Below are 23,925 nucleotides of genomic sequence, written 5' to 3'. Positions count from 1 at the left end.
CTAAAGCGCGTGGCATGAAGAAATTTGCTCGACGCGCTTTAGAGGAGATCCGGATGGATCGCGCGATTGTGAAGAAGCATTTAGAGCAGGCGCAAGAACATGTCACCGCGGGAGGACTGCACGTCGCTCGGCAGCGCGAGATCGTCGCTGAGCTGATCAACCGCGGCGCCGACGTGACGGAAGCGATACGGCTTTTGACCAATTTCGAGGAGTCGCAGGACATGCATGTGGCGCACCTTGAGAGGCTTAAGGCAGAGCTGCTAGAATGCGACGAGAAGCAACAGGCCGGCGGATCCGAAGATAGTTCGACCCCGTGACGGGCGAGAGTCTTACGCCGTCCTTTTAGCTACGCCCACCGACCCCGAAAACAGCTGCGACACGGCCGTCAGCTTATAGCTTGACACGGTTCAAGGGCTTTGTCTCAGCTCTCCCGGAGAGATCCATCAGCCAAAATCTGTCCTCTCGAACGACCAAGCATCGACGCCTTATCCTTCAGCCGTTTGCTTCGTCCTCGAGCAGGTTGCTGACGGAAATGGGAATTGCGATCGAGCAACTGATTCCGTCCTCTCCAAGTGTGTAGGAGGTTTTCGCATCAAGCTGGTAGGGCAGCGCCCGCTCGATCAATTCTCGGCCTTGGCCGCCCCCTTGCGGTCCGGAATCTTCGGGCGGCATCTTCACCCCGTTCTCCCGCCAGTCGACATGCAGCCATGGCTTGCCCCCGTCGCCGGGTTGTTCGAGGCGCCACGTGATCGACAGTTGCGCTTGGGGTTGGCTAAGCGCCCCATATTTGACGGCATTGGTGGCCAACTCATGCATTGCCAAAGCCATTGTCTGCACGGTGGTCGAGCGAAGCCTGACGCCTTCCGCGCCATCCAGGGTGATCCGGTCCATCTGGCCGTCCAGCACGCCGTGGGCCGCCAGTTCGGAACGGATTAGCTGATCGAATGTGATGCGGTCTCCCTCCTGCAGACGTGACAGGAGGCCCTGCACCCGTGCCAGCACATCCAGGCGGTTACGGAATCTTTCGTGGAAATCCGCCAGGTCGACGCTGGTACGCATGGTCTTATCAGCCATCGAGCGGACAACGGCCATGAGGTTGCGCGTGCGGTGCTGAAGCTCGGCAACGAGTACCTTCATACGGTCGGCAGAGGCCTTTTCATCGGTGATGTCGCGGCCGATACCACCGATCTGCTGGACATTTCCGTCTTCTCCTAAGAGCGGGAAGTCGGCGTTGCGCAACCAGCGGATTTCGTGGTCCGAGGCCCGCCTGATGCGGTATTCGAATTCTACCCGCTCACCGTTCCGCACACGGCGAATCTCGGAAAGCGCCTGTTCCCGGTCTTCGGGAATGATCAGTTCGGCCCAGCTGCGGAAATTATTGCCGGTCATCGCCTGCTCCCGGTCGACACCATAGATGGTCTCGAAGGCCGGCGTCAGATAGACCCATTGCAGCGTCTCTGCGTCTCGGATCCACAAAACGTCGGAAGAGGCTTCGCCGAACAGGCGGAACTGCTCCTCCCCCTGCCGCACAGCTGCTTGCGCCTGTTTTCTCGCCGAGATGTCGATGCAGAATTCGGCGATCGTACCATCCCCAAGATCACGACCGGCAAACAACATCCAGCGGCGCGTGCCGTCGGCGAGGAAAAACTCCTTCTCATATGGCCCGATCTTGCCGGTCTCCTTCAAAGCCTCCATCTGGGCTTCGGTCTCGGCGAGATGCTCCTCCGGAGTCAGCCGACGCCAGTGCAGTTCGCCGCGTTCCATCTGCGAGCGGCTGTAGCCGGACATCTTCAGGAAAACCTCGTTGGCGTCGAATATGACGCCGTCCCGATGAAGAAAAATCACGCCGACCGCGTCCGTCTCCAAGACGCGCTGCAGGCGCTCCTCGCTCCGTCGAAGCGCCACCTCCGCCTCGTAAGTGGCGGTCAGATCGGTGAAGGTGACGACAGCACCGCTGATATAGTTGTCGACACTGCGGTAAGGCAGGGCGCGTGCAGCATAATGCCGGTTATTAACGGGATCGCTGACTTTCCGATCAACAGGCACCAACGTTCTGAGGACAAGGCGAACATCGTCCAGCAGCTCCGGATAAGCGACGCGGGAGACGACGTGGTCCAGCGGCCGCCCGACATCGGTTTCGAGCAGATGGAATATTTCGGTCGCCGCCGGCGTGAAGCTCCTGACTCGCAGATCGTTGTCGAGGAACACCGTGGCGATCTGCGTCGCTTCGAGAAGGTTCTTCAAGTCGGAATTCGTACGATCGAGTTCGGTAACGCGATGGGCAAGCTCGCCGTTGACGGTCTGCAGCTCCTCGTTCACCGACTGCAATTCTTCCTTCGAGGTTTCCATCTCCTCGTTGGCCGACTGCAGCTCTTCATTGATCGACTGATATTCCTCGTTCGAAGATTTGAGCTCCTCATTTGTCGATTCGAGCTCCTCGATCGTTGCCTGAAGACGGTCACGGGTGACGCGCAGATCGGTCTCCAGACGCTGGACATGCTCTTCGCTCGTCAGCCTCCCTCCGTCAGGAGCCGCCCCTTCGGCCACTTGCCCGGCATCCTGAAAAAGCACGATCAGCGAGGTGACATCGCCGCTTCCGAGGGGTTCGACAATGATGTTGACGGCGTAGGTGCGATCGTCCTGGCGCAGCAGCACCCTTGGAACTTCGACCTTGACCGCCTCCGTCGTGGCACGCTGCAAGGCGGATCGCATGTCAAGCCGCAGATCTCGGTGGGCAAGGCTGAGGAGATTGAGCGTCGCGGTCCCCGAAGCCGGTTCGAGGTACCGGCCCGTGCGTCCCGAAAAGTGCAGCACGTCGTAATGTGAATCGACGACGACATAGGCCGGCGCGAATCGCTCTGCGACGACCTCTGCCTGCCGGCTGATCGTGGCCGACAGCCGGCCGGTCTGCAGCATCGGCGCCGGCGCCGAAAGCGCATGGTCGGGGCTGCGAGGACGTGGACTGAGCGGGAAGTCCGGAATAATGCGGGTCGCCGTCTCCAGCCTTCGAAACAGCCGGTTCTTTCGGTCGACAGGCGCGAAAAGCTTGGCGTGGCGGGTGACGTTTTCCGATGAACCCAGAAACAGGATACCACTCGGCCTGAGGGCGAAGTGAAAGATCGGGATAACCCGGTTCTGCAGCTCGCTGTCGAGATAGATCAGCAGGTTCCTGCACGAGAGGATGTCGATGCGGGAGAATGGCGCATCCTTGACGATGTTGTGCGGCGAGAAGATGCACATTTCCCGCAACTCCTTGACGACGCAATAGGTGTCGCCCTCACGCACGAACCATCGGGCAAGCCGGTCCGGCTTGAGCTGGGAGGTTATCGCTGCGGAATACCGCCCGGCACGCGCAATCCCGAGCGCGCGGGCATCGAGATCTGTCGCGAAGATCTGCACGTCCGGAGGATAATCCATGGTCGCCATATGCTCGCGCAGCAGCATCGCGATCGAATAGGCTTCTTCCCCGGTGGCGCAGCCCAGCACCCAGACGCGCAGCTGGTCACCCGGTTCCTTGCCCTCGAACAGCCTCGGAATTTCGCGCTCCAGCGCTTCGAACTCGGCGGGATCTCTGAAAAACTGGGTAACGCCGATCAGCAGGTCCTGAAAGAGGTTTTGAACTTCGTCGCGGCTGGCGCGCAGCCGCTCGATATAGCTATCGATATCGCCGATTTGCAGCACCTGCATACGCCGCTGAACGCGCCGCGTGAAGGTGCCGCGCTTGTATCCGTGGAAGTCATGGCTGGTGACATTACGAAGAACCGTGGCAATCTGGGTGATCTGCGCCTCGATGGCGCTCGATGGCTCCTCATCCAGGCCCGCGTCTTCCTCCTCGACGACATTGCCGGCATAGAGCGCAATGTGGGCTGCGATACCCCTCGCCGGCAGTCGCAAGTCAGCGATTGCCAGCACTCCTCCCTCCTCAGCAGATTGATCGTCGCCGTCGTCTATCTCCGTGATCGACAGACCGCCAAATTTCTTGGTTGCCGCCACCCCGGCGATGCCATCATTGTCGAGACCCGCCAGGACCACAGCGATCGCGCGTTCATGGGCATGTTCTGCCAGCGAGATCAACATCGTGTCGACCGTTCCACGATGGCCGACGGGTTCCGAGGCAGGCCGAATGCGGATATGACCATCCTCGACGGTCATCATATCGTCGGAACCGCCGACGTAGATATGGTTTGGAAGGATGCACTCTCCGTCCACCGCGACCGTCACCGCCAGTCGTTGCTGCTGTGCCAGCATTTCGAGGACGGCAGCTGCAGTGAGCCCCTCCTCCTGGCGCACCGCCACGAGATAGGATGCGCCGAGGCCGGCGCCGATGTCGGAGAATACCTGCTCGAGCGAACGGAGCGAGCGAGCGCATACCGCTATGCCGACGATCACGATAGGCTGTTCGTGCTGATCTCGCTCAGCCGCGCCTGTCTGTTCCTCCATGTCTTCCCGTTCGTCGTACGCCATCGTCGATCCATGCCTCTGCCGCGGACGATTCTAAACCCTCCGCACGGCAGAAAGATACAACTTTATCAGATGTCCTGGAACGGCGACGCGCGACCGTGGCGCAGCGAGCTCAGAGCGGCGTCACGCAGGGTCGTGGAATATTGCCGATACTCCGCCGCCCTTGCCTCGTAGAGTTCGGCAACGGCATTGCGGCCGGTGGCGCGAGCGTCGCGTGCCATCCGTTCCACGAGCGTCAGCCGCTCCTCCATGATGCGCATGGCGATTCTGATCGCCTCATCAAGCTCGTCGATATGCGAAGCAAGGACGTCGGCGGTATAGGCGTGGCCGATCTGGCACCGAAATCGCAACGGCCGCGAACCGCGAACCTCGGAAAGCACGCCATGGCAATCGGGGCAGGTCAGGGCGCTTGGAGACGCGATCTTGCGAAGTGCCGCACTGCCAAGCCGGTCGCCAGCGGCGATTTCGACCTCCAGCCGCAGATCGTCGGATGGCACATCAGGAACCGGTCCGGCCTCGCTTCCGGCGATTTTGACAAGAAGCCCGCCGAGCTCGGCTGCCGAGGCCACATGATCGACCTCCACTGCTTCCAACGCGGCTAAGGGCATTTGATCCGCCTCCGCATCAAGCGGGTGTTGCACCACGGTCGTCCCGCCATGGGACTTGATCGCATGCAGCCCCGCCGCTCCGTCATTGAGCATCCCCGTCAGGACGAGCCCCACTGCTCGTGGACCAAACGACAGGGCAGCAGATCGGAACATCGGGTCAATCGACGGACGGACCATGTTCTCGCGCGGACCCGCTCCGAACTTGATCGTTTCACCCATGAGGAGAAGGTGGCGGTCGGGTGCGGCGACATAGATGTGGCCTCGCTCGATCGGCTGCCCGTCGACCGCCTGCCTCACGGGCAGGTTGGAACTATCGGCAAGAATCTCAGGTAGCAGGCTGGGAGAGTTTGCAGGAATATGGGTGCTGACGAAAATGCTTGCCGGAAGGTCGGAGGGCAAATCGGCAAAGAGGGTCTTGAGGACAGCTCTGCTCCCCGCCGACCCGCCGATCGCAATGATATCCTTGGTAGCGCTGGAAGACATGGTCTTGCCCTTTCATGTCACCCCAACAGTCGATGCCCCATATGGTTCCCTTGCGCGTGAGTGCAAACGGAATCAGTCCGCCGGGTACCGGCTCGAGGCGGCGGAGCTGCGGCTGGCGGCCAGGAGATGCCGGCGAGCCAAGTGCACGTCAGCACCTGCAAGACAGCTCTACCGCCAGGCGATCAATCAAGCCGTTTCAAACCATCGGTCGCACCGAAGAGCGCAACGGCGATCTTTTCGAGTTCGGTCGGTTTTTCACACAAGGCAAAACCATTATACTTTGTCGGAACGAAGGATGGGTCGTAGCCGGTGGCAAAGACGAAGTTGATTTGTCGCGCCTCCAGTTCATCGGCCACAGCAAACACCAGCTCGTCACCAAGGTGAACGTCAAGGATCGCCGCGTCGACGTCTTCCCCGGCGATCAGGTCGAGCGCGCGGTGAATATTTGCGGTGGGGCCTACGACGATTGCCCCGAGATTTTCCAATTTCCGACGCGTCTCGTCGGCAACAAAATACTCGTCTTCGACAACCAGAATACGCTTTCCCGAGAAAAGTCTGGCTTGATTGATTTTTTCCACCGGGCGCCTTTCCAACGAGCACGATGCGTCGATTCAAACTGTTACAAAGTCCTTTGCGCGTCCGAACGATTGCGGACGGCTAAAGTTGCGCTCTTTTTCGACGGGATCCCGTCCGTGACGAAGTTCAGCAATTTTCGTCATAGCGATTTATGCGCGACTACCTCTCCCCGGAATTTTGGGGGCTGTAAAAGTGAGGCCGTAATTGGTTATGAACTCTTCTAACATTCTCGGTGCCCCTCAATGGAAATCCCATCAACCGCTCGTATTCCGCCTCCGGAATGCCGTAGGAGCCATTGGCCTTGAGAATGAGGCCCTCGCGATCGACGACGATCACCTTGCCTCGTACCGACCTGATGAGCTTTTCACCCTCCAGGATGGGAAGCGCGCCAGTAACTCCGGAACGCCGGACGCCGAGCATGGAAGACATGTGCTCGTGGGTGAGAAGCAGCACCTGGCTTTCCGATCGATCATCAAGCATGAGCAGCAAACGGGCCAGTCTCTGTTCGATGGAATATCGGCTGTTGGCCAGGGCCGTATAACCCATCTGAATTGCGAGCGTCCTTGAAAACGCCGATGAAAGCGAGCGCAGTTGCGGTGCCCTCTGCGTCAGACGAAGGAAGCTGTCGATGTCGATGCGCTGCGCGGTTCCTTCGGTCTGCACCACCAGATTGTAGGGAGTGCGCCAATCGCCCTCCAACAGCCCGGTGCCCGTTACGCCTTCACGCCCGATAAGGCCCACCTCTACCTGTGAGCGATCCAGAGACGAGGCGATCAGCGAGACCGTCCCGCTTTCAATGAAAGAAACTGTCGTGATCTCTCCAAACTGCTGCTCAAGAATCTCTCCTTGAATCAGCCGAACCGGCTTGAGAAGCGGCCGGATAAGATCATTTTCACGCTGGGAAAGAGCGGAAAGAACGAGATTCTTCTGGCCGCCTGGTGCTTTCGCCGTCGAAGTTCGGCAATCGGAAAGGGCAGCGTAAATCGCGCTCGTGTCCAGCGGCTTTTCCACGAAAATCCGATCCGCAAAGCGGGGAGGCACAACGTCGCGGCTGTAGCCGGTTGCGAAGAAGAAGGGGATATTGCGCTTCGCCAGCGCATCGGCGACAGGGAACACCATCGTGCCACCGAGATTGATATCCAGAATGGCAGCTTCAACTTGGGAATCTTCAATATATTGCAACGCTCGTTCGACGCTCGGTGCGGGCCCGACAATCTTGATTCCGGTTGCTGTCAGCTTCGATGCGAGTTCGCTGGCGAGAGCGTAATCGTCCTCGACGACCAAGACAGCTTTTTGCGCGAGTTCGTCAAAAGCCGTATTCATGACGATCTGCCTCCCACATTATATCTGTTCAGCTGGAAACGTTCCCGCCATTGCCCTGTTCCGCCGGTATCCAATCGGATGGCGTTGCATCATCGATAGCTTCGAGCGCCGGCCGCGTCCTCGCCTTCTTCAAGATCTGCTGCCGGATAATTCCGGTTTCTGGCGGAGTCTGCAACCCGTCGCGCGCTTATGGACGATACGCATCAAGGATGCGGCGTCGGTCGCGGCGGCAGCGACTTCAGATATCGGGCGACGGCCAGCCGGTCGGCCTCCGGGAGTTCCGCCGTATTCTCGACCACATCCACCATGGACCAGCCGACATAGCCGTGGTCGGGCGTCCTGCCGCTGTAAAGCATTTCGACGACATCCTGCTGCGACCACGAGCCGATGCCTGTCGGCGTGATGTTAGGGCTGAAGCCGACACCTTCCGAACTCACTCCGCCGGCGAACCGCGTTTTCGGCTTTACCGCGCCGAAGATGTTGCGGGATGAGTGGCACTCGGCGCAATGGCCGAGTGTCTCCACGAGATAGGCGCCGCGATCATGTACCGGATCGCCGTTCCGCGCTCCTTCCGATCTGCCTTCGTGGAAGAACAGGAGCTTCCAGAAACCGACGAACCGGCGGATGCGAAACAGCGGAGAAATCTCATGCGGTTGCGGGCGCTCCGGCACCGGCGAAAGCGTATGCAGAAAGGCGTAGAGATCTCTGATATCGTCGAGCATCATGCCGGTGTAGCTGGCATAGGGGAATGCGGGATAGTAATGTTGACCTGACGGAGAAACGCCTGAGATCAGGGCATTGGCGAGATCGGCGACCGACCACGATCCGATACCGGCCTTCGGGTCGGGCGAGATATTGGGAACTCTGAAGGTTCCGTAGTGTGAGGCCAGCGCAAGGTCGCCTCCCAGCCTGAAGCGGTCCGGCTGACCGGGGGAAGCATGGCAGGAGGCACATCCGCCTGCGGCAAAGACCAGTCTGCCGCGCCCGGCATCTCCCGGCGTCAGCGTCGGATCGCCGGCCGCAAAACGTGGATGCGGTCTCGTCAGCAGCCAGGTCGAGAGTAAGACAAGGAGGACCGCAGCGACAGCGGTCGAAAACAATCGGGCACCTCTAAGCATTCTGAACCCGCTAGAGCAATTCCAGAAAAAGTGTGAAACGGTTTTCCCAGGCAAAGCGCGAAGCGCTATAAAAGCCGGCATTGCAGCTGATATCGAGAACGCTGCGTCCTTGCAGATCCTTCGGCACGACATGCTTGAAGCCTTCCCATTTGAACGCCGGATAGTCGCCGAGAAAATGATCCGGCGCGGTTTCGATCTCTCCGAACCGCATATTCTGAAACCAGGGGGCCTAATCCGTTGATACGCTGTTGCAAAGCCAGGTTCATCATCGCGTGCATCCGCTTCTCGGTCAGTTGTCCAAGGGGGCAGCCTGCGAGGCAGCCGCGGCGCGATGACGGCGAGGCGCAGCGACGCGTTTGCGGGGACGATCATCCAAATTGGCGGCAAACCAGTCGATCGTATATCTGAGCCCCTCGGCAAGGGGCACTGTCGGCTGCCAATCGAGAAGTTCTGTCGCGCGAGAAATATCGGGCCGGCGGCGTTGAGGATCATCCTTCGGCAAAGGTCGGTAGGCAACAGCCGTTCGCACAGGCACCATCGAACGGATCATCTGCGCGAGCTCGTTGATGGTGAACTCCCCGGGATTGCCGAGGTTGACGGGAACACCAGGGTTCGGCCGCACATCCATCAGCGCCATAAGGCCGCCGACAAGATCGCTGACGTAGCAGAAGGACCGGGTCTGCATGCCGCTTCCGTAGATGGTGAGCGGATTCCCCGAGAGTGCCTGCACGATCAGGTTGGAGACGATTCGGCCGTCATTGGCCTGCATTCGCGGCCCATAGGTGTTGAAGATGCGGGCGACCCGCACGTCGACGCGGCCGGCACGCAGCATATCGAAGCAAAGAGCTTCGGCGGCGCGCTTTCCCTCGTCATAGCAGGCGCGCGGCCCGGTGCAGCTGACGTTGCCGCGATAGTCTTCCTTTTGCGGATGCTCGGCGGGATCGCCATAGACCTCGCTCGTCGAGGCCTGGAGAAAGGCGGCCCGGTGCCGCTCGGCAAGCGCCAGCAGATTGCCCGTACCGGCGACGCACGTCATCATCGTGTGAACGGGATCCGCCTGGTATTGCGGCGGGGACGCGGCGCAGGCGAGATTATAGATCTGGTCGAGCGGTTCGCCGATTTCAATGAATTTGCAGATATCCTGTTCGATGAGCCGGAAGTCCGGATGGTTCATCAACGGCCTGACGTTGTCCGGCGAGCCGGTAATATAGCTGTCGACGCAAATGACGGTGTCGCCACGGCCGAGCAGAGCATCGCAGAGATGCGAGCCGACAAAGCCGGCGCCTCCTGCCACCAGAATAGTCTTGCCTTTTCCGCGACGATTGACTTGAAGCATCGATACTCTCCTTCACGCTGAGATACGGTCGAAAGCTGGCTTGGCGGGCAGGTCGGAAAGAGCCCTGACGAGCTCACCGGCACGTGCGGCACCGGTATGACTGCTCATCACCAGCTTTCTCGCTGCGGCGGCGACCGCCAGACGGTCGCTGTCGGGAAGCTCCGTCAGGAGCGCCACGACATCCTCCGGCGCGCGCGCAATGAACAAAGCCTTGCCGTCCGGCAGCAGCTCATCGAGGCCCTGCCAGAAGTCGCTGACAATGGGCGCCCCGCAGGCAGCAGCCTCGAACAGCCGCACGCTGGGAGACCAGCCGGCGGCGATCATATCGCCGCGGGTCACGTTCAGCGTGAACCGCTGCCGACTGTAAAAGCTTGCGTGATCGGCAGGCGGCAGATGCTCGATGCGCTCGACATTGGCCGGCCATTCGATCTCGGCTGGATATTGCGGCCCGGCGACCACGAAGCGCATCGACGGCAGGCGGCGCGCCGGCTCCAGCAGAAGGCGCTCCAGTGTCGGCTGCCGGTCAGGGCTGTAGGTTCCGAGATAGCCGAAATCCCAGCGATGGGACTCGCCCGTCCGGACATACCGGCTCTCGTCGACCGAGCAGTAGAGCGCGATGGCTCTGCGGGCACCGTATCTCTGTTCCAGCCGGGTCAACACCTCGCCTCCGGAGAAGGAAAAATAAGCGTCGAACAAAGGAATCTGCCTTAGCGCCAGATATTCCTGATCGGCCCGATCGAGCTTCGCCAGCGTGACTGGCGTATCGATGTCATAGAAGCACAGGCGTTTCGGCTCCAGCGCCTCGAGCCTGTCGATGAGCTGCACACCGTGGGGAACGTAGGATCCGACGATGACGGCATCGGCTCTGCGGAGCCTTTCGCCGTGACGCTCGACCATTGCGCCGATATCGGAATAATAGGCGAGCTCGCAGAAGTCAGGCGAAGGGAGATCCCGGTGGCTGGCATACCACGGCACGTCCCGCTCCACGAACAGGACCCGATGGCCGTCCTGCCGAAGACCTTTGATCAGGGCGCGATAGGTCGTGGCGTGACCGTTCCCCCAGGAAGAGGAAAGGGAAAGCCCGAGGAGGACGATGTCGAGCGATCTCGTCATTCGGCCGCCTCCCGTCCGCCGAGCCGTGCGCGAAAAATCTCGTCTACCGCTTCGGCGCGATTGCTATAGGTGTGTTCGGCCAGGACGCGCCGGCGCGCCCTTTCTCCAATTTCCCGTGCGGATTGGTGGGACAGGCCGCTGAGCAAGGCAGCCACGTCCTGTCCGTCGCGCGCGACCAGGACCTCCTCGCCGGACTTCAGAAAGACATCGATGCCTTCCCAGTAATCGGTGATAAGGCAAGCCCCGGCACCGGCCGCCTCGAAGACCCGCGTCGCGGGAGAAAAGCCATTCTCCGCCATACTGGCGCGCGATATGTTGAGGACCGCCTTCGGCGTCACGTTGAAGGCGTTGTGATCGCGTGTCGGGACATGGCCGATATAACGGACATTTGACGAGATCGGCTTGTCCTGCCAGCCGGATCCGCCAAGCAGGAACGTCCGGTTCGGCAGACGCGACGCCGGCTCCAGGAAGAAATGCTCGACCCTCGCCTCGCGGTCCGGCAGGCGATTGCCAAGGAACCCGAGGTCGGCGGCGAAGCGGTAGTCCTGCGGCACCGGATGATGCGTTTGCGGGTCCAGCGCATTGTAGATCGGCACACATTCGGCCGCTCCGAAGGAACGGTATGCGCTTACCACAGGATCGCCGCCACCGTAGGTCAGCACGAGATCAAGCCCGGCGAGCGCATGGCGCAATGGGTGATCGGGGTTGGCCCTGAGTTCGGCGAGCGTCGCCGGCGCATCGACGTCCCAGAAGATCTTCAGCGCGTGCGGGCGTGCGTGACGTAGCACCTCTTCCAGCAATCGATCGTCCTCGAAACCGACGCCGCTTGCCTTGACGACGATATCAGCTTCAGTTGCTTGACTTGTGACGGTCTTGAGGGCATCGATCGTCCCTTCATAGACAACGACCCTGCACCAGTCCGGCGGATCCATGTCGCGGTTCTTCTGCCGATCATAGACATCGGGTTCGAAGAAGGTGATGTCGTAACCTTTCTCCGCCAGAGCGCGCAGCAAGCCGCGATAATAGGTGGCGGCGCCGTTCCAATAGGCGGAGACGAGACTCGATCCGTAAAAGGCGATCTTCATTCGGCAGCCTCCCTGGATTGCAGGTTTGCGGTGACCCTATGCGTGCCGCAGCGCGCCAGGACGGCGAAAAGCTCGTCGACGCGGTGGCGGCAGGTGTGACGGCCCTTAATCGTTTCAAGCCCGGCGGCGGCAAGGCTCGCCGCCAGATCGGCATCGGAGAGGACATCGCGCAGGCTTTTCTTCATCCCCTCGCCGTCACCGACGAGCAAATAGTCGCGGCCAGCTTCGAAGAGATGTTCGACATCGTTCCACGGCGCCGAGATCAACGGTATTCCGCAGGCGAGCGCCTCGAAGACACGGATGGTCGGAATACCCGGCAGATGTTCGACATAGGGTCGGCGCGGAATGTGGACGGTGACCCTGTGGCGGGCGAAGGCCGCAGGAACGTCGGCATTGGCGATCCAGCCGCCATAGGCGATGCCGACTTTTCGAAGTTCGTCCAGTGCATGAGCGGGATAGCGAACGCCGCGGACGACCGTGTTCAAGGCGAGATCTGTCGCGGGACGGATCAGGAATTCGCCGATTTCGGCCGACCGTTCATCGTCGCCCCAGTTGCCGATCCAGATGAGGTCTCCAGTTTTCTCGATGTCCGGCAGCGGCCGAAACAGGGCGTCGTCAGCCGCCTCGTGCCAGGTAAAGACCGACTTTCCCCAGCCGGCTCGGAGATAGCGTTCACGCAAGGTCTGCCCGAAGGCCAGCACACCATCATAATCGTCAAGCGCCAGCCCCGCGATATCGCCTTCGGCGGAGACGGCGCGATGATGCGTATCGTGGAAAAGCAGGGTGAAGGTCGCGCCATCGCGCCTGATGCGGCCGAGCCTCTCGACCAATTGCGGCTCCGTCCATTCGTGGACGATAACGACGTCGGCATCGGCAAGCGCTGCTTCATGGTCGAACTCGACGCCATAAGTCCGCGAACGGTGCTGCGGAAATGCCTGGTGAAATGCCTCGACCGCAGCCGCCCCCTGGTCCCTCAGCAGATTGGCCCGGCTCCAGGCATCGTGCGGCTCCAGCGCCAGCGTCTCATGACCGCGCCGCTGGAGATCGCGCATGACGCCGCGAAGAAAATGAGCATTGCCGTGATTCCAGTCGGAGACCAGTGAATGGGTGTAGAAAACGAACTTCATGATTACTCCGCTGCTGTTGAAAAATCGCGGGCGCACATGCCGGAATAGATCGAGCACATCGCCTCTGCCTGAGCCTCGACGCTGAAGGCGGCGGACCTGGCACGCGCTTTTCGTCCGAACGCAGCGCGCAGCTGCGGATCGTCGGCAAGAGTATTGAAGGCATCGGCGAAGGCATCGGGGCGATGTGGATCGGCAAAAAGAGCAGCCCCGTCCCATATCTCGCGATAGGTTGGGATATCAGAAAGCACCAAGGCCGCGCCCGACCGCGCCGCCTCGAGAGCGGCAAGACCGAACGGCTCGTAGAGCGACGGCGAGGCCACGACGGCCGCCCGCCGCGTCAAGGCGCTCATCCGCTCATGCGAAAGCTCGCCTCGATAATCAGCATGGCGAAATCGCATGGTCTGGCCATTGGGACCGGTGGTCGCGCCGGCCGCCGCCACCGTCCAGCGCGTCATAGCTGCAGCCTTATCCAGCACGGCGCCGTTTTTGCCGTCGTCCCACCAGCGCCCAGCGGCAAGAACAAAGTCCTGCTTGGGCTCGTCGGAAGCCTCAAGGGCGCTGGCGTTGTGAACGACCTGAAGATTTCCGATCATTCCGTAGGCCGCTTCCATCGCTTTCGCATGGCCGTGGCTTGGCGCGATCACTGCGTCCGCGCATGCAAAGCCCTCCTGGTTCAGCCGGTACTGCCATTGCCAGTCCTTTGGCACTTCACGTCCGCGAACGGCGGCAAACCATGTGACGACACAGGAATGGCAAACCACCGCAATCGGCAGGTTTGTTTCCATGCCCGCCGCCTGCGACGGCAGATTGAGATGCAGTAGATCGGCCTGTTCCCGGCGCGCGAGAGCGGCGATCAGCCCCGGAACTTCGGCAACTGCCTCTTCATTCTCGACCGTCCAGTCGAGCGGCGCATCCAGCCAGACGAGCTTGCCGACCCGGCCGGCCTCGGCGATCTTGTCGTCTGCCGGGAAAGGCCCCAGTCCGGCAAAGACAACCTCGATGTTGTTCGATTTCAGGGCTGCGCCCAAGTCCATAGCGTAGCGCCAGACGCCGCCGATAGCGTCAACCGTCATCAGCACGCGGCGGTGCCCCTTGCTTCGTTCATGTTCGCTCATGCCGATGCCTTCCGCTTTTCTCTGCGGAGCTGCCGGCCGCCGAAACGATGGGCGATCAGCCATTCGGCGAGGTGCCGCAAACCATGACGCCATCCGATTCCGGCCTGCCAGCCGGTTTCCTGTTCAAGTCTCGTCGTGTCGGCCACGAAATAGAGCTGATCGCCGGCGCGCCATGGGCCAAAGCTGGTTTCGACAGGCCGGCCCGCAAGCACTTCGATCTCGCGCAGCACCGCGAGCACGCTGACGGCGTTGCGCGGCCCGCCGCCGAGGTTGAATGCTTTGCCGCTGACCCGCTCGATATTGGAAAGCAGCAGCCGATAGGCAGCAACGGCATCATCGACATGCAGAATATCGCGCACCTGCTTGCCGTCGCCGTAGATGGAAATGGGTTCGCCGCCGAGCGCACGGATCAGGAAATGCGCCACCCAGCCCTGGTCCTCGGTGCCGAACTGGCGCGGTCCATAAATGCAGCTCATCCGCAGGACGGCGGCAGGGATGCCGTAGGATTTCGCGTAGTCGAGAATATACTGATCGGCGACACCCTTCGAACATCCATATGGCGTACAGAAATCGAGCGGCCGATCCTCGCCGATCCCTTGCCTCCTGATGGTCTCGTCTTCGGGAAGATAACGATCATCGAGTTCGATCATGCCGAGATCGCCGAGAGCACCATAAACCTTGTTGGTGCTGGCGAAGATGACCGGAGCCCGTTTGCCTGCTCTGCGCACCGATTCCAGCACATTGAGCGTTCCGCGCGCGTTCGTTTCGAAATCTTCCAGCGGGTCGACGAGGCTGGTGGTCACCGCCGTCTGCGCAGCATAATGGAAGACGGCCTTGGCATCCCTGAAGGCTGCTTCGATGCCCAGCAGATCGCGAACGTCGGCGAGGACCGGATGCACCCGCCCGCCATGCCGCTCCTTCAGCCAGGAGAGATTCTGATCGACTCCCGATCGTGCGAGATTGTCGAGAATGACGACGTCCTCGCCGTCGCTGAGCAGGCGGTCGGCGAGATTGCAGCCGACAAACCCGCTGCCGCCGGTGACGATGATCGGCGCGGCGCCGGAGGTGATATTGGGAGCGGCAAGGGCCGCGACCTCCTCCAGCCTCTCGACGCCTCCTTCCGTGAGAAGGCGGGCAAGAAGCTTCGGTTTATTGTCGTGGCTGACAGCGCCAAGATGATAATGCCTGGGATCGAACCACAGGCCTTCCTGAACCGGAACATCCGGCGGCACGTCGCGCCATGAATACCAGTACATGCGATCGGCCGGCACGTTCAGCGCTCTGATGAAGCGCCGCGCCTGTTCGATCTCGTCATTGCGCCAGGTGGAGTAGCCGGTTTCGGTGATCCATATTTCTGCATCGGCATTATAACGATCGATAATCCCACGCATCTCTCCGAGATGCATGTCCCAGCCGCCCCAGCTTGCCTCCTCGCTGTCCCAGGTTCCAGGGAAACCGTGGAAGCCGACGGCGTCGACGACGCCGAGCACGCCGCGCGTGCCCATCAGATTGAGCCAATAGGGATCGAAGGGGCACGGACCGCCCAGCACCGGTTTGTAGCCCCTCTGCTTCGCCCAGTAGGCGGCGCCCCCGACCATTTCGCAGAAAAGCAGAAAGTCGCCGTCGTGGCGCCAATCCCAGTCAAGCAGGTTGTTCGGCTCGTTCCAGAGTTCGATATGACTGATATAACGACCATAGCGCGTCAGGATATGATCGACGAAGTCGGCATAGGATTTGAGATTGACCGGCGCGCCAGAAGACCTGCCCGTCCGGGAGAGGGAAGGCGGCGTGTAGTGTATACAGGGTAGAAGATCGATTTCACTGCCGACACGCGGGATCAGCCAATCGAACCATTGCTGGCCGCCGGGCGCCAGATATTCCGCCCAGGAAAGATGCGTACGGAGATAGCTGGCTCCGCTTCTCAGCATATCCGGCAGCGCGGCCTCAGCCCGCTCATATTCTCCGGGCCGGAACCATTCGACGAAACCGAATTGCCTCGTCTCCTGATCGGATGCTCGAGCACCGGCCTTGTTCATGAAACCAGCCCCCGCTCTTCCAGTTGCCGCTTCATTTCGACGGCACGGTCGACCGCCCCGGTCTGACGCACCCATTCGGCGAAGGGAGCGAGGGCATTTTCGAGACGATATTTCGGTTCGAAGCCGAGCAGTTCGCGCGCCTTGGAAATGTCGGCGAAGCAATTGCGGATGTCCCCCGAACGCGCCTTGTTCATGATGTCGGGGCCGATCTCGGGCACACCCATGGCATCGGCGAGAAGCGTCGCGACATCGGCAATCGAATAGGCCTGGCCGCTGCCGATGTTGATCACGTGACCGGCTGCCGCGGGTTTTTCCAGAGCCAGGCGGAAGGCTGTCGCCACATCGCGGACGTGGACGAAATCGCGCCGCTGCCTCCCATCCTCGAAGATCATCGGCGGCTGGCCGTTGGCGAGGCGCGAACCGAAATTGGCGAGCACGCCGGTATAGGGATTGGAAAGCGCCTGACCAGCGCCGAAAACGTTGAAGAGACGCAGCGCGACGGCATCTAGCCCGTAGGCTTCGCCGAAAATCAAAACCTGCCTCTCCTGAGCGTATTTCGTCAAAGCGTAGATGGACGCAAGATCGACCGGCTTCTCCTCGTCGGTGGCGACCGGTGTCAGCGGCTGATTGTCCTGGTCGAGCGGATCCCAGCGGCCCTGCTTGACATGCTGCATGCGCCGCCTGACATAGCCGAGCCGCTTTCCATCCGCCGTCCGATAGAGCCCCTCTCCATAGACACTCATCGATGAGGCGACGACGATCGTCTTGACGGGAAGGCCGATCATGGCTTCCAGGAGCACCGCGGTGCCGAGGTCGTTGCAGCCGACATAGCGGGCAATTTCGTACATCGACTGTCCGACGCCGACTTCGGCAGCGAGATGGATGACGCCGTTCACACCGGCAAGCGCCGCGCGCACAGCGTCCTTGTCCCTGACATCGCCTTGAATGATCTCGGCTCCATCGGGCACGCTGACTTCGGCGTCGCCATGCACCTGGTCGATCAGCGCATCGAGAATGCGCACGTCATAGCCATTGTTCAGAAGTTCTTCAGCAACGTGGCGACCAATGAAGCCGCATCCTCCAGTTATCAAAATCGTCATTATGAGATCCGTCCGGTTGAATAATTAGCTTCGGAGATAGGCGCCGAACCGAACGCGAATGGAAAAGTTCCTTCTTCAATGACATCTTTATTGACTTCATCATCTATGCTTCTTTGACCTCTACCGGAACTCTTCGGGAGGCCTTTTGTTCTAGGGATGCCCACATTGGAGGACATCTTATGGATATTGCGGCGAGACAGAAGACCGGGCTCATGCGGGCTGCCATCGTCACCAGCCCCGGACATATCTCGGTGGAGACCCGCCCCTTGCCGAAACCCGGTCCGGGCCAGGTCAGGGTGAAACTGGAAGGATGCGGCGTCTGCGCCTCGAACCTCACGCCCTGGGCCGGACCGGACTGGATGACGTTCCCCACCGAGGCGGGTGGGTTAGGCCATGAGGGCTGGGGTATTGTCGACGCGATCGGCCCCGATGTCACGGGGATTCGGATGGGAGAGCGGGTCGCCGCTCTTTCCTACCATGCCTACGCCACGCACGACATTGCCGATGCCTCGATGGTCGCATCACTGCCGAAGGAGTTGGATGGCAAGCCCTTTCCGGGCGAACCGCTCGGCTGCGCCATGAATATCTTCGACCGCAGCAACATCGAAGGCGGTCAGACCGTCGCCATCGTCGGCATCGGATTCTTGGGCGCCCTTCTCACCCGGCTTGCCGCGGCAGCCGGCGCAAGGGTGATCGCCATCTCGCGCCGGCCCTATTCCCTTGAGGTGGCGAGAGAGATGGGAGCGGCCGAGATCATTCCGATGGATGATCATTGGCGCATCATCGAGCGCGTCAAAACACTTACGGGCGGAAAATTCTGCGATTGCGTCATCGAAGCCGTCGGCAAACAATGGCCGCTCGACCTGGCGGGCGAGCTTACGAAGGAACGGGGGCGACTGATCATCGCCGGTTATCACCAGGATGGCGCCCGCCAGATCAACATGCAGCTTTGGAACTGGCGCGGGCTCGACGTCATCAACGCTCACGAGCGCGAGCCGGCCGTCTATATCAAAGGCATTCGCGACGCCATAGAAGCCGTGCGCCACGGTCGGATCGATCCGCAGCCGCTCTACACGCATATCTATCCGCTGGAGAGGCTGGACGACGCCCTCAACACGACGCGCGACCGGCCGGACGGTTTTCTCAAGGCTCTGGTGCAATATTCATGAAGGCGTGGATCTCCGGAGAACATGCGGTGACCATCAAACGGCCGAAGCTCGGCTTTCTCGGCGTCGGATGGATCGGCCGGCATAGGATGAAAGCGATCCTCGACAGCGGCACGGCCGAGGCCGCCGCTATCGCCGATCCTTCCGCGGACATGGCGCGGGAGGCCGCGGCACTCGCCCCCAATGCCGGGATCGTTTCCGATCTCGACGCGTTGCTTGACCTGGAACTCGATGGAATCGTCATCGCAACGCCGAGCGCCGCACATGCCGAACAGTCCATCCGCGCCCTCGGGGCAGGCTTTGCCGTCTTCTGCCAGAAGCCGCTTGGCCGAACGGCATCCGAGGTCAGGGCCGTCGTCGATGCTTCCAGAACCGCCGACAGGCTGCTTGGCGTCGATCTTTCCTATCGACACACGCAAGGCATGCAGCAGATCCGGCAGCTCATCCGTTCGAACGCTCTTGGAAAGATCTTTGCGGCCGATCTGACCTTTCATAATGCTTATGGCCCCGACAAGCCCTGGTTCTACGACAAGAACCAGTCCGGCGGCGGCTGCGTCATCGATCTCGGTGTTCACCTCGTCGACCTCGCCTTATGGTGCCTCGATTTTCCTTCCGTCACCAACGTCACGAGCGCCTTGAGAGCGGGCGGGAAACGGCTTGAAAACAAAGGTCAGGTCGAGGATTTTGCGGCCGCAACGCTGACGCTTGCCGGCGGCGAAATCATCCGACTGACATGCTCCTGGCGCCTCAACGCCGGCTGTGACGCCGAGATCGGCGCCGATTTCTTCGGGACCGAGGGAGGCGCCTCCTTCAGGAATGTCGATGGCTCATTCTACGATTTTACGGCCGTCAGGATGTCCGGCACTTCGAGCGAAACTCTGGCCCTCCCTCCCGACGACTGGGGCGGACGGGCTGCCGTGGATTGGGCAAGAAAGCTCGCCAGAGGCCAGCGTTACGATCCCGCGTGCGAGAATTTCATTGCGGTCGCGGAGGCGATCGACGGCATCTATGGCGCCGGCATGTGATTGATCAGGAGCCCTTGATGAGCCCGTAGAGAACAATTGTCGCATAAAGCGTGAATGCGACAACGGCGACCGTGCCGATCAGGATCAGGGCTATTCTGCCGGCATTGAGCCTGGTGCGCTTGCCTACGGAAGAGGACGATGGCCGCTGAACAGGATCTCTATCCCCCTCGCTCATCGTGTCTGCTCCGTCGTCGCCGCAGGTGATTTCTCGTCCGGTTCGCCGGGATGTCTCATCCATGTGAATGCGAGTGCGACAAGGCAGGCGATCAGGAAGATGGTGACGACGAATATCATCATACGCCGCGGCGGTTTGGAATTATCGTGGCTCATTCCTGAAGGGTTGGGGCCGCCTTTCCTCACCTCGCTCGTGGAGAACCCCTTTGCGGAAGCTCGGTCTCTTCATCGAGCTTCTCCTTGAGTTCGTCGAGCCGATCGCGCAGCAGCGATGCTTTCATACGCCTTGCTTCCGCATCCGGCACCTCAACCATCCGGCCGCTATCGTCGGGAATGCCGGGGCCGCTTTCAGCAATGGTCTCGTTTCTGGGCCTGTCGTTGGTGCCGGTCGATATTTTCGCTCGCTTGTCCATGACATCCTCCGTTCAGATCTCGGGAAAGTTTCTGCGATGCTTGTTATGGTCCAAACGACGCGCCGGTAGCGAAGTTCCGAATGATTCGAGAGCTTTCGTCGGCCCCTGCCATTACTGCAGCTTCATCGCCCGGACAGGCGCGGCGGAACATAGAAGCCATCCAAGTGTTGCTTTTCCTATCAATGCTGGGATCGACGATGACCGCTCGAAGTGCCGAAAGAGGCAAAAACAACAATACGCTCATGAAAGTGAAGGCGGTTCCGGAACTCATCGATCCAGACGCCGAACCGTTCGTGACCCAGGCGGTCCGAGAACTCGTCGGATCGCAGATCCCGTTTCTGGTCGCCGGCACCTATGCTGTCTGCGCCTATACGGGTATTTCGCGCCAGACGAAGGATTTCGACATATTTTGCAAAGCGGGCGACTACGCGCGCATTCTCGGCCACTTCAAGGCAAAGGGTTACACGGTCGAAGTCGAAGACGAGCGCTGGCTCGGAAAGGTCTTCAAGGGCAACCATTTCTTCGACGTCATCTTTGCCTCCTCCAACGGAACGATGCCGGTCGGCGACGACTGGTTCGAGGATGCGCGCAGGGTCAAGATGTGCGGCCACACGGTCAGGATTGTCAGCCCGACCGAACTGATCTGGTCGAAATGCTTCGTCCAGCTGCGCCACCGCTATGATGGTGCCGATATCGCGCACGTCATCTTGAAGTCACATGACTCCATCGATTGGCGCAAGCTGCTGGCTTATCTGGAAGTCCACTGGGAAGTCCTCCTCATCCATCTTCTCAATTTCAGGTGGATCTACCCGACCGAGCGAGACAAGATTCCGCAATGGCTGCTGGAGGAGCTGCTGGACCGGCTCAAGGCGCAGCAGGACCTGCCGCTGCCGCAAATGAAAATATGCCGCGGCCGGATGTATTCCCGCATCGATTTCGAAATCGACGTGAGGGAGTGGGGTTTTGCCGATGTCGGCGGCGAAGGTGAATTGCGAGGAGATTAGGAGAAACCCAATGGATGATCAGCGAAAGAGCGTGAGAATTGCAGCGGTGGCCGATCTTCATGTGACGGAAGACGGCGCCAAGTCCTACAAGGATCTGTTCGCGGAGATTTCCTCAGTGGCCGACGTTCTCGTCATTGCCGGCGACCTGACCGATCTCGGCAAGCCGAGGGAAGCCGAACTGCTTGCGAGCGATCTGCGCCATTGCACGGTGCCGACCGTCGCCGTCCTCGGCAACCATGATCACGAGAGCGGCCAGGTCGATGACGTCTGCCGGGTCCTGACCGATGCCGGCGTGAAACTGCTCAACGGCCAGGCGGCCGAAGTCGCCGGAGTCGGTTTCGTCGGCGTCAAGGGCTTTGCCGGCGGCTTCGGGCGACACATGCTCGGCTCGTTCGGCGAGGCGGCGATCAAGGCGATGGTCGCCGAAAGCGTCGAGGAGTCGATGCGCCTGGAAAACGCGATGCGCCAAGTCCGCTCCGATCGTTCCCTTGTCGTGCTGCACTACGCGCCGATTGCCGAAACAGTGGTGGGCGAACCCCTGGAAATCTATCCGTTTCTCGGCTCTTCACGGCTGGCCGAAACGATCGACCGATTCCGCGTCAATGCGGTCGTACACGGTCATGCCCACCGGGGATCCTATGAGGGCCGTACGCCGGGCGGCGCCCCCGTCTACAATGTCGCCGCCCATATCGAGAAGCCCACCGGCAAGACTTACGCGTTGCTCGATCTCTGACCGGCCCGAGTATCACGACTATTTGTTGGTGCGTCCACGATGGCGTGGATCTACACCGCCCTGGGGCGTCGTATCGTTGGCTGTATCGCCTTCGACTGTGTTTTCGGCCTGCATCACTTCGTCGTCCGGCGGCGAGACGATGCCACGCGAACGGCTGATGCCCGGGTCGTCCGAAAGGTCGATATCGCTAGGCTTGGTGGTCTTGGCATGTTTGGGGGAGGTCATGAATTTCTCCTTGAAACGTTGCAGCCCTTCCGGAGTGAACTCACTGCATAGCCCCTGGTTCCCCTGAAGCAGCTCATGAGCGGCGACCATGAAAGCCCTGCATCGCCGGGAACATTTCTCCGAAGCTGAGGTTGAAGCGCCGTCGGCGACCGGCGAGGAGAACCGCTGGAAGACGGTCCGACCCTCTACAAGACATTTCGCGACAAGCAGGACGGATGTTCTCAAACCTTAAGGAGAAATATGATGGCTCCTGATGAATCAGGCAAAGGCCTGGCCGTCGTCACCGGCGCCTCCACCGGCATTGGCTACGAACTGGCGAAGTGTGCGGCCCGGGACGGTTATGATCTCATCGTTGTCGCCGACGAGGAGCGGATCAACCAGGCAGCCGCAGATCTCAAGGCGTTCGGCACGTCAGTCGATGCTGTCGAAGCCGACCTTTCGACGCTTGAAGGCGTCGACCGGCTGACCGAGCGCATCACCGCCAGCGGCCGTTCGGTCGATCTGTTGATGGCCAATGCCGGCCGCGGCATCGGCGAAGGTTTCCTCGATCAGAATTTCAACGAGGCGCGCAAGGTCGTCGATACCAACATCACCGGAACGATTTATCTCATTCATCAGATCGGCAATCAGATGCGCAGCCGCGGCCAAGGCCGCATTCTGCTGACAGGCTCGATCGCCGGTTTCATGCCGGGTTCCTACCAGGCCGTCTATAACGCCACCAAGGCCTTCATCAACAGCTTCTCCTTCGCCTTGCGCGAGGAGTTGAAGGAGTCCGGTGTCACCGTCAGCTGCCTGATGCCAGGGGCGACGGAAACCGAGTTCTTCAAGCGCGCCAGTCTTCTGGATACGGCGCTCGGTCAGTCGAAGAAGGACGACGCTGGCGAGGTCGCGCGCATCGGCTATGACGCGATGATGGACGGCGAAGGCGATGTTGTGAGCGGTTGGAAGAACAAACTCCAGGCAGCGGTTGCCAATGTCACGCCGGCAAGCGTGCTCGCCCATCAGCATTCGAAAGCGGCAAAACCTGGTTCGGGCACAAAATAGCGGGCGCCGCCGTCATCACGGCAGCGAGCAGAAGGCAATGAGGTCGAGCGCTCAGTCGCGCTCGACGAATTTGTTGAAGCGGCTCGTCTTTCCGTCCTTGGTCTTGTTCTGGTAGAGAAAGGCGAGCTTGTTTTCGTCGAAGATCTTGAAGAATTCGTCCCAGTCGATCTCGTCGAATTCCTCTTCCTTTTCGCCGAAATCGATCCGGAGAACGCCGCCCTTGCCGCGTGTCCGGATAGCCGCCGGCCTGCCGTCCCTTTCCTCCGCCCATTTGCGGATTTTCTTATGATCCGTCGTTGTCTCAGAACTGCTCATTGAAGCTTCCTTTCACATGATATCGCAAGCGCTTACAGGAGCGGTTGTCGTTGCTTCCAGTCGCGATACGGGGCGAGCAACCGGCCGGGATAGCGCCGTTCGATCTCGCTTTCGGCCAAAGCGATCCGGGCAAGAACCTCCTCTGCTGCGCCGCCCTTGGCGGTCTCGCTCGCTTTTTCCAGATCATTCATGATCACGAACAATTCGTCGTCCGTCATCACCTCAAGACGAGAGACGAAATCTTCGACCGGTTCGCTGGTAAGTGGATTGGTGGACACTGGCGCCTCTTTGCTGATGACTGTCCAACTTCGCTCCTTATACTAAGTTCCACCGACAGGCCGGGCA

Annotated in this window: 23 protein-coding genes and 1 pseudogene; 6 read left to right on the top strand and 18 right to left on the bottom strand. The window is 60.6% G+C overall.

Annotation, left to right across the window (positions count from 1 at the left end; translation table 11 throughout):
- The first annotated feature begins 53 nt into the window (after positions 1-53).
- On the top strand, positions 54-317 hold the full coding sequence (locus tag AMK02_RS21280; protein ID WP_064806659.1) for a hypothetical protein: 264 nt from the start codon (positions 54-56) through the stop codon (positions 315-317).
- 175 nt (positions 318-492) lie between these two features.
- Here the strand turns inward: AMK02_RS21280 and AMK02_RS21275 are convergent, their stop codons facing one another.
- From AMK02_RS21275 to AMK02_RS21215, 13 genes and pseudogenes are all read right to left on the bottom strand, one after another.
- Positions 493-4,464 (bottom strand): CheR family methyltransferase, encoded by a 3,972-nt coding sequence (locus AMK02_RS21275; protein WP_064806530.1) that lies wholly within the window; start codon positions 4,462-4,464, stop codon positions 493-495.
- A 65-nt stretch (positions 4,465-4,529) separates the two neighbouring features.
- A complete protein-coding gene (locus AMK02_RS21270; RefSeq protein WP_064806529.1) occupies positions 4,530-5,552 on the bottom strand; it encodes a chemotaxis protein CheB in 1,023 nt (340 codons plus the stop codon).
- 182 nt (positions 5,553-5,734) lie between these two features.
- Entirely contained in the window at positions 5,735-6,130 is a 396-nt protein-coding gene (locus AMK02_RS21265) for a response regulator (RefSeq protein ID WP_064806528.1), read from the bottom strand.
- Between the two features lie 157 nt (positions 6,131-6,287).
- Positions 6,288-7,451 carry a helix-turn-helix domain-containing protein gene (locus tag AMK02_RS21260; protein WP_064806526.1) on the bottom strand — a complete coding sequence of 388 codons (1,164 nt, stop codon included), beginning with the start codon at positions 7,449-7,451 and terminating at the stop codon, positions 6,288-6,290.
- Between the two features lie 203 nt (positions 7,452-7,654).
- Positions 7,655-8,569 (bottom strand): cytochrome c, encoded by a 915-nt coding sequence (locus AMK02_RS21255; protein ID WP_064806524.1) that lies wholly within the window; start codon positions 8,567-8,569, stop codon positions 7,655-7,657.
- A gap of 64 nt (positions 8,570-8,633) precedes the next feature.
- Positions 8,634-8,838: pseudogene (locus tag AMK02_RS21250) on the bottom strand (TIGR04290 family methyltransferase); the annotation flags it as partial.
- A 20-nt stretch (positions 8,839-8,858) separates the two neighbouring features.
- Positions 8,859-9,905: a UDP-glucuronic acid decarboxylase family protein gene (locus tag AMK02_RS21245; RefSeq protein WP_064806520.1), complete on the bottom strand. Its 1,047-nt coding sequence runs from the start codon at positions 9,903-9,905 to the stop codon at positions 8,859-8,861.
- A gap of 12 nt (positions 9,906-9,917) precedes the next feature.
- Positions 9,918-11,018: a CgeB family protein gene (locus AMK02_RS21240; RefSeq protein WP_064806518.1), complete on the bottom strand. Its 1,101-nt coding sequence runs from the start codon at positions 11,016-11,018 to the stop codon at positions 9,918-9,920.
- A complete protein-coding gene (locus AMK02_RS21235) occupies positions 11,015-12,103 on the bottom strand; it encodes a CgeB family protein (protein WP_064806517.1) in 1,089 nt (362 codons plus the stop codon). The genes AMK02_RS21240 and AMK02_RS21235 overlap by 4 nt, the downstream gene beginning before the upstream one ends.
- Positions 12,100-13,230, bottom strand: a complete 1,131-nt coding sequence (locus AMK02_RS21230) for a CgeB family protein (RefSeq protein ID WP_064806516.1) — start codon at positions 13,228-13,230, stop codon at positions 12,100-12,102. Before AMK02_RS21230 ends, AMK02_RS21235 begins: the two co-directional genes overlap by 4 nt.
- 2 nt (positions 13,231-13,232) lie before the next feature.
- On the bottom strand, positions 13,233-14,345 hold the full coding sequence (locus AMK02_RS21225) for a glycosyltransferase family 4 protein (RefSeq protein ID WP_064806515.1): 1,113 nt from the start codon (positions 14,343-14,345) through the stop codon (positions 13,233-13,235).
- Entirely contained in the window at positions 14,342-16,381 is a 2,040-nt protein-coding gene (locus AMK02_RS21220; RefSeq protein ID WP_064806514.1) for an NAD-dependent epimerase/dehydratase family protein, read from the bottom strand. Before AMK02_RS21220 ends, AMK02_RS21225 begins: the two co-directional genes overlap by 4 nt.
- Complete coding sequence (locus AMK02_RS21215) at positions 16,378-17,481, bottom strand: NAD-dependent epimerase/dehydratase family protein (protein WP_064806513.1); 1,104 nt, start codon at positions 17,479-17,481, stop codon at positions 16,378-16,380. Before AMK02_RS21215 ends, AMK02_RS21220 begins: the two co-directional genes overlap by 4 nt.
- A gap of 179 nt (positions 17,482-17,660) precedes the next feature.
- On the opposite strand from AMK02_RS21215, the gene AMK02_RS21210 reads away from it, so the two are divergent.
- Together AMK02_RS21210 and AMK02_RS21205 are read left to right on the top strand one after the other, a co-directional pair.
- Positions 17,661-18,650, top strand: a complete 990-nt coding sequence (locus tag AMK02_RS21210) for an MDR/zinc-dependent alcohol dehydrogenase-like family protein (protein WP_064806512.1) — start codon at positions 17,661-17,663, stop codon at positions 18,648-18,650.
- A 26-nt stretch (positions 18,651-18,676) separates the two neighbouring features.
- Positions 18,677-19,672: a Gfo/Idh/MocA family protein gene (locus AMK02_RS21205; protein WP_442966373.1), complete on the top strand. Its 996-nt coding sequence runs from the start codon at positions 18,677-18,679 to the stop codon at positions 19,670-19,672.
- 4 nt (positions 19,673-19,676) lie between these two features.
- On the opposite strand, the gene AMK02_RS31830 is transcribed toward AMK02_RS21205, so the two are convergent.
- Both AMK02_RS31830 and AMK02_RS21200 read right to left on the bottom strand, forming a co-directional pair.
- Positions 19,677-19,847, bottom strand: a complete 171-nt coding sequence (locus AMK02_RS31830) for a hypothetical protein (RefSeq protein ID WP_164517816.1) — start codon at positions 19,845-19,847, stop codon at positions 19,677-19,679.
- Positions 19,848-20,028: 181 nt separating this feature from the next.
- Complete coding sequence (locus AMK02_RS21200; protein WP_064806508.1) at positions 20,029-20,259, bottom strand: hypothetical protein; 231 nt, start codon at positions 20,257-20,259, stop codon at positions 20,029-20,031.
- A 197-nt stretch (positions 20,260-20,456) separates the two neighbouring features.
- Between AMK02_RS21200 and AMK02_RS21195 the strand changes: the two genes are divergently transcribed.
- Positions 20,457-21,263: a nucleotidyltransferase family protein gene (locus AMK02_RS21195; protein ID WP_064806658.1), complete on the top strand. Its 807-nt coding sequence runs from the start codon at positions 20,457-20,459 to the stop codon at positions 21,261-21,263.
- Between the two features lie 10 nt (positions 21,264-21,273).
- Positions 21,274-21,996, top strand: coding sequence for a metallophosphoesterase family protein (locus AMK02_RS21190; RefSeq protein WP_020922670.1), 723 nt, complete (start codon positions 21,274-21,276; stop codon positions 21,994-21,996).
- A gap of 18 nt (positions 21,997-22,014) precedes the next feature.
- Here the strand turns inward: AMK02_RS21190 and AMK02_RS21185 are convergent, their stop codons facing one another.
- Positions 22,015-22,221: a hypothetical protein gene (locus AMK02_RS21185; RefSeq protein WP_064806656.1), complete on the bottom strand. Its 207-nt coding sequence runs from the start codon at positions 22,219-22,221 to the stop codon at positions 22,015-22,017.
- 243 nt (positions 22,222-22,464) lie between these two features.
- Between AMK02_RS21185 and AMK02_RS21180 the strand changes: the two genes are divergently transcribed.
- Positions 22,465-23,265, top strand: a complete 801-nt coding sequence (locus AMK02_RS21180) for an SDR family NAD(P)-dependent oxidoreductase (protein WP_064806506.1) — start codon at positions 22,465-22,467, stop codon at positions 23,263-23,265.
- Positions 23,266-23,316: 51 nt separating this feature from the next.
- Here the strand turns inward: AMK02_RS21180 and AMK02_RS21175 are convergent, their stop codons facing one another.
- Both AMK02_RS21175 and AMK02_RS21170 read right to left on the bottom strand, forming a co-directional pair.
- On the bottom strand, positions 23,317-23,580 hold the full coding sequence (locus tag AMK02_RS21175; protein WP_064806504.1) for a hypothetical protein: 264 nt from the start codon (positions 23,578-23,580) through the stop codon (positions 23,317-23,319).
- A 32-nt stretch (positions 23,581-23,612) separates the two neighbouring features.
- On the bottom strand, positions 23,613-23,858 hold the full coding sequence (locus AMK02_RS21170; RefSeq protein ID WP_064806502.1) for a hypothetical protein: 246 nt from the start codon (positions 23,856-23,858) through the stop codon (positions 23,613-23,615).
- Positions 23,859-23,925: the final 67 nt, after the last annotated feature.

Origin of the sequence: Rhizobium sp. N731, from assembly GCF_001664145.1 — a bacterium.
Lineage (GTDB): Bacteria > Pseudomonadota > Alphaproteobacteria > Rhizobiales > Rhizobiaceae > Rhizobium > Rhizobium esperanzae.
The sequence above is the reverse complement of the archived record's forward strand: the minus strand, read 5'-3'. Positions and strand labels throughout refer to the sequence as shown.

What these genes read in the sequence shown, in the direction of transcription:
- AMK02_RS21280 (WP_064806659.1), top strand. Translation starts at nt 54, where the DNA reads ATGGATCGCGCGATTGTGAAGAAGCATTTAGAGCAGGCGCAAGAACAT.
- AMK02_RS21275 (WP_064806530.1), bottom strand. Translation starts at nt 4,464, where the DNA reads ATGGCGTACGACGAACGGGAAGACATGGAGGAACAGACAGGCGCGGCT.
- AMK02_RS21270 (WP_064806529.1), bottom strand. Translation starts at nt 5,552, where the DNA reads ATGTCTTCCAGCGCTACCAAGGATATCATTGCGATCGGCGGGTCGGCG.
- AMK02_RS21260 (WP_064806526.1), bottom strand. Translation starts at nt 7,451, where the DNA reads ATGAATACGGCTTTTGACGAACTCGCGCAAAAAGCTGTCTTGGTCGTC.
- AMK02_RS21255 (WP_064806524.1), bottom strand. Translation starts at nt 8,569, where the DNA reads ATGCTTAGAGGTGCCCGATTGTTTTCGACCGCTGTCGCTGCGGTCCTC.
- AMK02_RS21245 (WP_064806520.1), bottom strand. Translation starts at nt 9,905, where the DNA reads ATGCTTCAAGTCAATCGTCGCGGAAAAGGCAAGACTATTCTGGTGGCA.
- AMK02_RS21240 (WP_064806518.1), bottom strand. Translation starts at nt 11,018, where the DNA reads ATGACGAGATCGCTCGACATCGTCCTCCTCGGGCTTTCCCTTTCCTCT.
- AMK02_RS21235 (WP_064806517.1), bottom strand. Translation starts at nt 12,103, where the DNA reads ATGAAGATCGCCTTTTACGGATCGAGTCTCGTCTCCGCCTATTGGAAC.
- AMK02_RS21230 (WP_064806516.1), bottom strand. Translation starts at nt 13,230, where the DNA reads ATGAAGTTCGTTTTCTACACCCATTCACTGGTCTCCGACTGGAATCAC.
- AMK02_RS21225 (WP_064806515.1), bottom strand. Translation starts at nt 14,345, where the DNA reads ATGAGCGAACATGAACGAAGCAAGGGGCACCGCCGCGTGCTGATGACG.
- AMK02_RS21220 (WP_064806514.1), bottom strand. Translation starts at nt 16,381, where the DNA reads ATGAACAAGGCCGGTGCTCGAGCATCCGATCAGGAGACGAGGCAATTC.
- AMK02_RS21215 (WP_064806513.1), bottom strand. Translation starts at nt 17,481, where the DNA reads ATGACGATTTTGATAACTGGAGGATGCGGCTTCATTGGTCGCCACGTT.
- AMK02_RS21210 (WP_064806512.1), top strand. Translation starts at nt 17,661, where the DNA reads ATGGATATTGCGGCGAGACAGAAGACCGGGCTCATGCGGGCTGCCATC.
- AMK02_RS31830 (WP_164517816.1), bottom strand. Translation starts at nt 19,847, where the DNA reads ATGAGCGAGGGGGATAGAGATCCTGTTCAGCGGCCATCGTCCTCTTCC.
- AMK02_RS21200 (WP_064806508.1), bottom strand. Translation starts at nt 20,259, where the DNA reads ATGGACAAGCGAGCGAAAATATCGACCGGCACCAACGACAGGCCCAGA.
- AMK02_RS21195 (WP_064806658.1), top strand. Translation starts at nt 20,457, where the DNA reads ATGACCGCTCGAAGTGCCGAAAGAGGCAAAAACAACAATACGCTCATG.
- AMK02_RS21190 (WP_020922670.1), top strand. Translation starts at nt 21,274, where the DNA reads ATGGATGATCAGCGAAAGAGCGTGAGAATTGCAGCGGTGGCCGATCTT.
- AMK02_RS21185 (WP_064806656.1), bottom strand. Translation starts at nt 22,221, where the DNA reads ATGACCTCCCCCAAACATGCCAAGACCACCAAGCCTAGCGATATCGAC.
- AMK02_RS21180 (WP_064806506.1), top strand. Translation starts at nt 22,465, where the DNA reads ATGGCTCCTGATGAATCAGGCAAAGGCCTGGCCGTCGTCACCGGCGCC.
- AMK02_RS21175 (WP_064806504.1), bottom strand. Translation starts at nt 23,580, where the DNA reads ATGAGCAGTTCTGAGACAACGACGGATCATAAGAAAATCCGCAAATGG.